9 protein-coding genes and 1 pseudogene are annotated in these 9586 nt (G+C 70.6%); 4 read left to right on the top strand and 6 right to left on the bottom strand.

The annotated features are described in order from the left end of the window. Both AC1D1T_RS26265 and AC1D1T_RS26260 read left to right on the top strand, forming a co-directional pair. Positions 1-1838: right-handed parallel beta-helix repeat-containing protein (locus tag AC1D1T_RS26265; RefSeq protein ID WP_477992790.1), on the top strand; the 1838-nt coding region annotated here is incomplete at its 5' end. 70 nt (positions 1839-1908) lie between these two features. Then, positions 1909-2529, top strand: coding sequence for a glutathione S-transferase family protein (locus AC1D1T_RS26260; protein ID WP_477825764.1), 621 nt, complete (start codon positions 1909-1911; stop codon positions 2527-2529). A 44-nt stretch (positions 2530-2573) separates the two neighbouring features. Here the strand turns inward: AC1D1T_RS26260 and AC1D1T_RS26255 are convergent, their stop codons facing one another. Continuing rightward, the gene (locus tag AC1D1T_RS26255; protein WP_477825763.1) at positions 2574-3398 is read right to left on the bottom strand and encodes a nucleotidyltransferase domain-containing protein; all 825 of its coding nucleotides are present in this window, start codon (positions 3396-3398) and stop codon (positions 2574-2576) included. 102 nt (positions 3399-3500) lie between these two features. On the opposite strand from AC1D1T_RS26255, the gene AC1D1T_RS26250 reads away from it, so the two are divergent. Continuing rightward, entirely contained in the window at positions 3501-3875 is a 375-nt protein-coding gene (locus AC1D1T_RS26250) for a hypothetical protein (RefSeq protein ID WP_477825762.1), read from the top strand. Positions 3876-3889: 14 nt separating this feature from the next. Here AC1D1T_RS26250 and AC1D1T_RS26245 read toward each other — a convergent pair whose 3' ends face one another. From AC1D1T_RS26245 to AC1D1T_RS26235, 3 genes are read right to left on the bottom strand one after another with little or no spacing between them, the layout of a single operon-like run. Continuing rightward, on the bottom strand, positions 3890-4297 hold the full coding sequence (locus AC1D1T_RS26245) for an SRPBCC family protein (RefSeq protein WP_477825761.1): 408 nt from the start codon (positions 4295-4297) through the stop codon (positions 3890-3892). Between the two features lie 16 nt (positions 4298-4313). Further along, complete coding sequence (locus tag AC1D1T_RS26240) at positions 4314-4979, bottom strand: phosphatase PAP2 family protein (protein ID WP_477992789.1); 666 nt, start codon at positions 4977-4979, stop codon at positions 4314-4316. Between the two features lie 52 nt (positions 4980-5031). Beyond that, positions 5032-5946 carry a LysR family transcriptional regulator gene (locus tag AC1D1T_RS26235; protein WP_477992788.1) on the bottom strand — a complete coding sequence of 305 codons (915 nt, stop codon included), beginning with the start codon at positions 5944-5946 and terminating at the stop codon, positions 5032-5034. Between the two features lie 62 nt (positions 5947-6008). Here AC1D1T_RS26235 and AC1D1T_RS26230 point away from each other — a divergent pair, with 62 nt between their 5' ends. Next, complete coding sequence (locus AC1D1T_RS26230; RefSeq protein WP_477825766.1) at positions 6009-7085, top strand: SDR family oxidoreductase; 1077 nt, start codon at positions 6009-6011, stop codon at positions 7083-7085. On the opposite strand, the gene AC1D1T_RS26225 is transcribed toward AC1D1T_RS26230, so the two are convergent. Both AC1D1T_RS26225 and AC1D1T_RS26220 read right to left on the bottom strand, forming a co-directional pair. After that, a complete protein-coding gene (locus AC1D1T_RS26225; protein ID WP_477825758.1) occupies positions 7028-8377 on the bottom strand; it encodes an esterase/lipase family protein in 1350 nt (449 codons plus the stop codon). The genes AC1D1T_RS26230 and AC1D1T_RS26225 overlap by 58 nt on opposite strands. After that, positions 8374-9586 (bottom strand): annotated as a pseudogene (locus AC1D1T_RS26220) (hypothetical protein); the annotation flags it as partial. The pseudogene AC1D1T_RS26220 and the gene AC1D1T_RS26225, both read right to left, overlap by 4 nt.

The following is a 9586-nucleotide window of genomic DNA, read 5'->3' as shown; positions in this document are numbered from 1 at the left end:
CGCCCGCCCCGGCGCCCGCACCCGTCCCCGGCCGCGGCGCCAATGTGCCCTGGGTCGAGTACCAGGCTGAAGACGGCACCACCAACGCCCAGATCCTCGGCCCGAGCCGCCAGAAGTGGGACGCGAACCACATCGAGGCCGAGGCCATCGGCCGCAAGGCGGTGCGCCTGAACAAGACCGGCGACTACGTGTCGTTCAAGACCACGAAGGCCGGCAACGGCGTCGTCGTGCGCTACTCGATCCCCGACGCCCCGGGCGGCGGCGGCATCGACAGCACGCTGGGCCTGTACGTGAACGGCGTGCGCGTGAAGACGCTGCCGCTGACCTCGCGCTACAGCTGGTCGTACCAGGGCGGGCTGATCGGCGACCCGATCGTCGACAAGCCGGCCGGCCTGCCGCACACCTTCTTCGACGAGGTGCGCACGCTGGTCGACAACATCCCGGCCGGCGCGACGGTGATGCTGCGCCGCGACGCGCAGGACACCGCGGCGTTCTACGTGATCGACCTGGTCGACATCGAGCCGGTGCCGACCGCGCTGACGATGCCGGCGGGCTTCACGTCGGTGACGCAGTTCGGCATCCAGCCGAACGACGGCAAGGACCACGCCGACGACGTGCTGCGTGCGATGCGCTCGACCAGCAAGCTGTGGTTCCCGCCGGGCGACTACCTGCTGCAGAAGATCAGCGGCGGCAACGTCGGGCTCGACAACCCGGGCATCGAGGTGCGCGGCGCGGGCATGTGGTACACGAACCTGAAGGGTCCGAAGTCGCTGTTCTTCTGCTACGGCGCGAGCGCGAAATGCGTGTTCGGCGATTTCTCGATCCTCGGCGAATCGAAGGCGCGGGCCGAGGAATCGGAAGGCGTGCAGAAGGCCTTCGCCGGCCCGATGGGCGCCAACAGCCTGATCGAGAACGTCTGGATCGAGCACGTGGTCGGTGCGATCTGGGTCGGCAACGATCCCCCGTACCAGACCCAGCCGACGCAGAACCTGACGGTCCGCAACTGCCGCATCCGCAACACGTATGCGGACGGGATCAACTTCGACAACGGCACCTCGAACTCGGTGGTCGAGAACTGCCACCTGCGCAACACCGGCGACGACGCGCTGGTGGTGTGGTCGATCAAGTGGACCGACTGGGTCAAGGAGAAGACCTACCAGCTGGGCGACAACTTCATCAGCCCGGAGGGCAAGAACGCGCCCGACCAGGGCCAGGGCGTCAACAACGTGTTCCGCAACAACACGGTGCAGATGCCGTGGCGCGCGAACTGCTTCGCGGCCTACGGCGGCGCGAACAACGTGTTCAAGGACAGCGTCTGCGAAGACGTGCTGACCTACCCGGGCATCCTGATCGACAACGAGTTCAGCCCGTACCCGTTCGGCCCGGCGACCACGACCTTCAGCAACATCTCGCTGATCCGCGCGGGCGGCCCGATGTTCATGGAGAACACCGCGACGCCGTGGCAGCACGGTGCGCTGAAGTTCTACATGCGCGAAGGCGGCATCAACGACATCCTGGTGGAGAACGTCGACATCGTCGACCCGACCTACTCGGGCATCGAGTTCCGCGGCTTCGGCACCGCCTTCGTGCCGCCGGGCGAGAAGTTCCACCCGGACCTGCTGCGTGACGCCGACAACGCGCAGATGCGCAACGTGAAGCTGAAGAACATCCGCATCACCAACCCGGGCAGGTACGGCATCGAGGTCATCGACAACGGTGGCCGCGGGGCGGTGAACTTCGACGGCGTGGTGGTGACGAACCCGGCGCTCGGCGGCCTGAAGCAGGACACCGCGCCGAGCAGCTTCTTCATCCGCGGGACCGGCAACTCGGGCTGGTAAGCCCCCACGTTCACGCCCGGGCGGGCCCCTCGGTAGAGTGGGCCCGCATCAACCACTGCCGGGACCGTGAATGCTGAAGATCTGGGGCAATGCCGATTCGATCAACGTGCAGAAGGTGCTGTGGTGCTGCGAGGAGATCGGCCTCGCCTACGAACGGATCGATGCCGGACGGCACTACGGCGTGGTCGACACCGCGGAGTTCCGCCGCCTGAACCCGAACGGGCTGGTGCCGACGATCGACGACGACGGCTTCGTCGTGTGGGAGTCCGGCACCGTGCTGCGCTACCTCGCGGCCAAGCATGCGGCCGGCAGCCTGTGGCCGGAGGACGTCGCGGCGCGCGCCGAAGTCGACCGCTGGATCGACTGGTCGAACTCGACGCTGTGGCCGTCGATGGTGCCGATCTTCCGCGCCTTCCTGCGCACGCCCGAGCATGAGCGCGACGACAACCTCGTGGAGGCCGCGCGCCGCGAGACGCTGGATGCGATGCACGTTCTCGACGCGCAACTCGAAGGCCGCGCGTTCGTCGGCGGCGAGCGCTTCACGATGGGCGACATCGCGCTCGGCTGCGCGGTGTGGCGCTGGATGACGCTGCCGATCGAGCGCGACGAACTGCCGCAGGTGCAGCGCTGGTTCGATGCGTTGTCGAAGCGGGAGGCGTATCGGAAGGTGGTGATGCTGCCGTTGGTGTGAGCGGTGGTCGATAGCGTTTTCGCATCGGCGTTAGTGGAATGGCATCAGTTGCAGCTGACTTCCACAGAACCCATCACCGTCTCGAACAGCAACTCGTCCAGCCGTTCCAGCGGCACCGCCTCATCCCGCGGCTGCGCCAGCGCGAGCTGCGCGACCAGTTCGCCGATGAACGCATTCAGCACCGGCCGTGCCGGCAGCCACTCCTGTTCGCCGCTGCGGCGCTTCAGCACCAGCAGCTCGGCGATGTCCTGCCGCACCGCCGGGTCGCCCACCATCGCGTCGATCAGCGCCTCGAAGGCCATCGGCGGCGCCTCCGGCCGCTCCAGCACCCACTTCGCGGCCAGCAGCGGGCGCAGCACGTAGAGGTATTTCTTCGCGCGCACCTGCTCGCCCTGCAGGTACTCGCGGAAGTTGCCGCGGCCCATCGCGTGGTAGTGGTGGAACGAGCGCACCGGCCGGTGCACAGCAGCCGCCACCTCGCGAAGGCGCGTCAAGAAGCGCTCGTCAGCGCGGTACACCACCGGCGAGCTCAACCACTCCACCAGCGTCGCATTGCCCTTGGCCAGCAGGCCCAAGGCCTTGCGCAGGTCCCAGCCGTTCACGTCGAACACCGGGCCGGGCACCTCCTCGATCACGTCGCGCACCGGCGTGATCCGCAGGTAATCGCGCGGCGGCCGGACGAAGATGAAGCGGACGTCGTAGTCCGAATCCGGCGACGCGAAACCCCAGCCCCGGCTGCCGGACTCGCAGGCGAACAGGATGCGCACGCCTTCCTGCGCCTCGACGGCGGCGAGCTTGTCCATGATCTCGGCCCGGATCGCGGGGGCGATCGGGTGGGCATCGTGCAGTGGCGAATCGGCGGTGGTCATGCGGTCTCCTCGGGGCGGCATTCTCGCCGCCGGCAAGGTAAAGACTCTTCACCCCGGTGCGACAATCCCGCTCCTGCCCGCCGCCTTCCCTTTGCTCCCGCCGTGCCTGACAACATCACCCTGCTGCGCCGACAGAACGCCCTGACGCTGTTCCAGCGCTTCGCCGAGGCGCAGATGCGCGACGGCATCGCCCCGAAAGGCATGGAGCAGCTGTTCGCCCAGGCGCTGCAGATCAGCCCCAGCATGTGGAGCCAGATCAAGAGCAGCCGGCCGATCGGCGACAAGCTGGCGCGGCAGATCGAGGCGGCACGCGAGCAGCCGGCCGGCTGGCTCGACGAAGCGCATGAGCCGCAGGGGCTGACGCCCTCGGAACTGCAGTTCCTGCAACTCGCGCTGACCGCCTGGCGCGCGACCAACGCCGAGGGGCGCCGGCAGCTGCGACACGCGGTCAGGCAGGTCGCCGACGGCAAGGCGTGATCGCCGCGCCGCGTTCAGCGGTGCGTCTTGCTCTCCATCAGGCGCTTCAGCGCCTGCAGGTCGCTCAGCACATGCGCGCAATCCTTCTCGAACTGCTGGCTGTCGACCCCGTCGGCCCGGAACACCGTGAACGTCAGCTCGCAGCCGTCCCCATTGGCCACCGCGCGCAGCGGGTTGTGGAACACCGCGCCGCCGGGCAGCGTGACGTCGTGGTCGAGCACGCCGTACGGGTTGTCGGGCGTCATCTCGACCTGCACCCGGCCCATCGGCGATTCGGCGAGCCAGCGCCCGCCTTCCTCGACGATGCCGGCCGCCAGGCCCGAGGCCCATTGCGGCAGCAGCGACGGCTGGCGCGCGAACTCGTAGACGACCTGCCAGGGCACGGCGATCGAGACGGTGACGAGGCGGACATCCTGCAGCATGGTGGGCCCGAGGCCATCAGCGTGCCGGCCCGCGCATCGGCAACGCCGCCACCAACACGCCGAGCACCAGCCCGCCCAGCACGTCGACCACCACGTGCTGGCGGATCGCGATCGTCGAATAGGCGATGCCCACGCACCACGCCAGGTTCGCCCACCGCAGCACGACCGGCACGTCGAGCTCGCGCAGCTGCCGCGCGAGCAGGTGGCAGGTCAGCACCGCGAACGACACATGCAGCGACGGGAACGCGTTGCGCGACGCGTCGCCCGCGCGCAGGAACTGCAGGCTGCCGTACTGCGACCAGTCGACGCCGAAATCCGGCACCGCGCTCGGGTAGAACAGGTAGAACGCGAAGCCGATGGCGCTCATCACCGCAGCCCGCAGCGTGTAGCGCGCCAGCTCGCCGCGATCCCTCGAGAACGCCGGCGCGAGCGACACGTAGACCCACAGCGACGCATACACCGGCAGCAGCCCCTCGCGCAGCGTGAACCAGCGGTCCAGCGCCAGCACCGGCATCACCGTGACGGCGGCCTGCGGCGAGCGCGCGGCCCAGAAATACAGCACGAAGAACAGCGAGATGCCGGCACTGATGCCCACCAGCTTGACCGGCCACAGCGCGAGCAGGCGCCGCACGGCGGCACGGGGCCAGGAGTCTGCGGGGCGGGAGAGCACGGTCGAGGTCAAGGTGGGCGGATCGGAGGCAGGGCAGACGCGCATCATCGCGCGGTTTGGCTTGTCATTGCCTTGGCCCGCCGACGTACGCCAGCAAACCCTCGACCAGCGCATCGAAGGCGACACGGCAGCGCGGGCTGCTGCGCAGGTCTTCATGCATCGTGACCCAGGTCGGCAGCGGCAGCGTGAAGAGCTTCGGCAGCAGCCGCACCAGGTTGCCGTCGCGCCGGGCGAGAGGCACCTGGCACATGCCGACGCCGGCCCCGGCGCGGATCAGCGCCAGCTGCGCCACGTTGCTGTCGCTGCGCAGCGTGAAGACCTCGCGCCGCAAGCCGTGCAGCGCCTTCTCGGCCTGGCGCAGCCACGCGGACGGCTGGTCGTAGCCGATCGTCGCGTGGCCCGCGAGCTCTTCGGGCCGGCGCGGCGTGCCCCGGCGCTCGAGGTAGTCGCGCCGCGCGTGCAGGCCCAGCTCGATGTCGCCGACGTGGCGCGCGACCAGCTGCTCCTGCTTCGGCTGCACCATGCGCACCGCGATGTCGGCCTCGCGGCGCAGCAGGTCCTGCAGCTTGTCGGTCAGCACCAGCTCGATCTTCAGCTGCGGATGCGCGTCGTGCAGCCCGGCCAGGATCGGCGGCAGCACTTCGATGCCCATCACGTCGCTGCAGCTGATGCGCACCGTGCCCTTGACGACGCGATCACCGCCTTGGCCGCCCTGGCCGCCGGCCGCGCGCTCCAGCGCCGCTGCGGTGCTCTGCATCGCCGCGGCATACGGGCGCAGCGACTGCGCCGCCTCGGTCGGCAGCAGGCCGGCCTGCGAACGGGTGAACAGCACGATGCCGAGCGCCTGCTCGAGCGCAGCCACGTGCCGGCCGACCGTGGGCTGCGTGATGCCGAGCAGGCGCGCGGCCCCCGACAGCGAGCCCTCGTCGAGCACGCCGAGGAAGCTGCGGTAGAGCTCCCAGCCGATGGTCGAAGTCATACAGAAATGTATAGCGTCACCACGATGTTCGGCAATTCCATTCCAACCCGGCGCTGCCCAGAATTCGCTCCATACCCACTCACCACCTGGAGATCGAGATGAGCGACAACCACAGCAGCAAGACGGCCCTGGTCCTCGGCGCCACCGGCGGCATCGGCGGCGAGGTCGCGCGCCAGCTGCGCGACGCGGGCTGGACGGTGCGCGCACTGCAGCGCAGCGCGACCGAAGCTGTGCAGCAACGCGACGGCATCACCTGGCTGCGCGGCGATGCGATGCAGCGTGCCGACGTGATGCAGGCGGCCGAGGGCTGCGCAGTGATCGTGCACGCCGTCAACCCGCCGGGCTACCGCGGCTGGGCCGAGGTGGTGCTGCCGATGGTCGACAACACGATCGCCGCGGCCATCGCGCAACGCGCCACCATCGTGCTGCCGGGCACGGTCTACAACTTCGGGCCGGACGCGTTCCCGCTGCTGCGCGAGGATTCACCGCAGCACCCGCAGACCCGCAAGGGCGCGATCCGCGTGCAGATGGAGACCCGGCTGGAGGCCGCCAGCCGCCAGGGTGCGCGCGTGCTGATCGTGCGCGCCGGCGACTTCTTCGGGCCGAAGTCGGGCAACAACTGGCTCGCGCAGGGCATGCTGAAGCCGGGGAAACCGGTCACGTCGATCGCGAACCCGGCCGATGACGGTGTCGGCCACCAGTGGGGCTACCTGCCCGACGTGGCGCGCACGATGGTCGAGCTGCTGGAGCGCCGCGAGGGGCTCGGCGCGTTCGAGCGCTTCCACATGGCCGGGCACTGGGACGCCACCGGCCGGCAGATCGCCGAGGCGGTGCAGCGCGTGGTCGCACGCCGCACCGGGCAGGCGCCGCGCATCGTGCGCACGCCGTGGTGGCTGCTGCGCCTGATGGCGCCGTTCGTCGTCACGCTGCGCGAGCTGATGGAGATGCGCTACCTGTGGAAGCAGCCGGTGCGCATGGCCAACGAGCGGCTGGTCGCGGTGCTGGGGCGCGAGCCGCACACGCCGCTGGACCAGGCGGTCGAGGCGGCGCTGGTCGGCATGGGCTGCCTGGAGGCCGGGCGTCAGCCGGGCGGTGACAGCCCGGCCATGAACTTCAGCACCGCCGCATCGCGGAAATAGTTCGTGTGGAAGGTCGTCGCCGTCTTGCCGAGCGACAGCACCTGCGGCTCCCCCTGCGCCGGCTGGCCGAAGAAGCTCATCGCGTCGGTGTCGACGACCAGGTCGTTCGCGCCGGGGAACACGATGTCGGCGCCGAGGCTCGCCAGCTGCAGGCCGGGGTTGCGGAAGCGGGTCCAGAACTTCCAGGCCGGCGCGTCGAGGTTGGGCTCGAAGTCGGCCGTCACCACCGCGAACGTCGGCTGCACCAGCCAGCGGTCGCCGAACAGCGCGCGCGTCTCGGCGTTGTCGGTCACGCGCTGCTGGCTCGCGAGGCCCGGCACCAGCGCCACCGCCGCATCGGCCAGCGGCAAGGCCGAGCCGAGCTGCAGCGTCTTGCCCAGCACCTTGGCCAGCCCCGCGGCCCCGGCGGCCAGCGGGAACACCGTGCTCGCCGCCTGCCCGGCCAGCGACAGCGCGTTCGCGATATTCGCCAGCATGTCGAGCGCGGCGCGCAGCCGGTACGGCGACGCGAGGCTGGTGCCGCCGAGCGGCGAGCCGACGAACACCACCTGCCGCACCCGTACCGGCGCGAGCCGCAGCAGCCACGACGCGACCAGCCCGCCGCGGCTGTGGCACACCACGTCGAGCGGGCCGGCGATGCCGCGCAGTGCGCGGTGCAGGTCGAGCGCGTTCAGCCACGGCGCGACCGACAGCGTCGCATGGTCGAACGCGAAGATGCGCGTGCCGTACACCTGCTTCCATTGCGCGAGCAGGGCCTGCCCGGCGGGCGTCGCGCCGAGCTGGTCGAACCACATGTCGCCGTTGCTGAAGGTGCCGTGCACCAGCAGCAGCGTGGGTTGCGCGCCGTCGAGTTGCGGCGCCGGTGCCGGCACGAGCGCGCCGTCGACCCACTGGCGCAGGCCCTGCTGCGGCGTCAGGCGCGCGTCGAGCGCGACCAGCGACTGCGCGATCCGGTTCGGCCCGATGTCCTCGTACTCGAAGCGCTGCAGCACCTCGCCGAAGCCGAACCAGCCGGCGCGCCGCGAACGCCCGCGCAGCACCTGGGCGGCCGGCGGCTCGTAGTTCCAGCGCAGCACGCCGTCGTCGTCGCGCAGGCTGACGCTCGCGCGCGGATCGGCCATCGACGGCGTGAAGCCGCGGCGGCGGCGCATCGAGATCGGCAGCGCCTGCTGCGATGAGCCCAGCGTGGGCGCCGGCTCGCGCAGGCCGAGGCCCGCATCGGCCGCTGCCCACGGCGCGGCATCGAACGGCAGCGGCTCGTCGGCCGTGCTCGTGACGACGGTGGCGTTCATGCCCGCTCCCCCACCGCCAGCGCCGCCGGCGCGACGATCGGCAGCGGCGTGACCTGGTGCTCGCGCGCGATCGCGATGTCGAGGATCGAATCGAAGTCGCGCGGTTCGCTGAGCGCCTGCACGCCGGCCTCGCGCGCCTCGCGGAAGCCGCAGTGCTCGGTCAGGCGCACGCTCTCCAGCGGCGCGAGCTTGCCGTCGCGGATCAGCCCCCACACCTCGCGGTAGCTGGCCCGGCCGGCGCGCCACGGCCGCGTCTGCGCGCCCGGCGAGCCGCTGCGGTGCTCGTCGCCCTGCGGCACCGCATCGCCCGGGTTGATCACCTCGCGGTACGCGAACTGGTAGTCGCGGTGGCGCCAGTAGCCGGGCAGCGCATGGCCGTCGAGCAGGAACACCACCGGGTGGATGTCGACCAGCTCCAGGCAGGCGGCGAACAGCAGCGTCAGGTCGATGCAGGTGCCCATGCGCGCGCTGCGCACCGCGCTCGGCGTGCGCAGGCGCTGCGAATCGAGCGCGCGGTTGTAGGTGGGCGGCGGGTTGATGTAGCCGAGGTCCCATTCGTGCAGCAGCGCCGACCAGATCGCCTCGACCTGCAGGTCCACGTTCTCCAGGCTGGCCGGGTCGGCGGACGAGGCCGACTGGTAGCCCTCGAAGCCGGCGCTCGGGTCGTCGCGGATCACCCGCACGTAGCGCTGCGCGAGCGTGATCGCGCGCTCGACCGCCGGATCGCGCGGCAGCACGAACGACGGCAGCCAGACGCCGCTGGTGCTGTTGTCCAGCCACTGGTCGACCGGCATCAGCCGCATCGCATAGGTGTCCTTGTGGATGACCTGCCCGCCCACCATCACCTGCACGAACAGGCTGCTGACCACCGCCTCGGAGACCGAGCGCATCAGCCGCGCGGTGAGCGGCATCTTGACGCGCGCGCCGAGGCTGGTGCGCTCCTGCGTCAGCTCGATCTCGGCCTCGTAGCGCGCGCGCTCGATGCCGCAGTTCAGCTCGACCAGCACGTGCGCCCGCGTCGCCGGCTGCGTCACCGCACCGCGCAGCTCGAAGCGGTGGAACAGCGCGCTGCGCCGCTCGGCCGGATCGCCCTGGTTGTGCAGCTCGGCGTAGTTGAACTCGGTGCGCGGCTCGACGACGGCCCGCAGCGGGGCGCGCAGCGCGGTGGGCGACAGGGCCGCCGCGCGCGCCAGCGTCGTCGCGCTGCGC

It is taken from the genome of Rhizobacter sp. P2_H3 (genome assembly GCF_056403355.1).
This window is presented reverse-complemented; position numbering and strand designations above follow the sequence as displayed.

Excerpts from the sequence above, each read along its gene's own strand:
- AC1D1T_RS26260 (WP_477825764.1), top strand. The coding sequence starts at position 1,909 with ATGCTGAAGATCTGGGGCAATGCCGATTCGATCAACGTGCAGAAGGTG.
- AC1D1T_RS26255 (WP_477825763.1), bottom strand. The coding sequence starts at position 3,398 with ATGACCACCGCCGATTCGCCACTGCACGATGCCCACCCGATCGCCCCC.
- AC1D1T_RS26245 (WP_477825761.1), bottom strand. The coding sequence starts at position 4,297 with ATGCTGCAGGATGTCCGCCTCGTCACCGTCTCGATCGCCGTGCCCTGG.
- AC1D1T_RS26235 (WP_477992788.1), bottom strand. The coding sequence starts at position 5,946 with ATGACTTCGACCATCGGCTGGGAGCTCTACCGCAGCTTCCTCGGCGTG.
- AC1D1T_RS26225 (WP_477825758.1), bottom strand. The coding sequence starts at position 8,377 with ATGAACGCCACCGTCGTCACGAGCACGGCCGACGAGCCGCTGCCGTTC.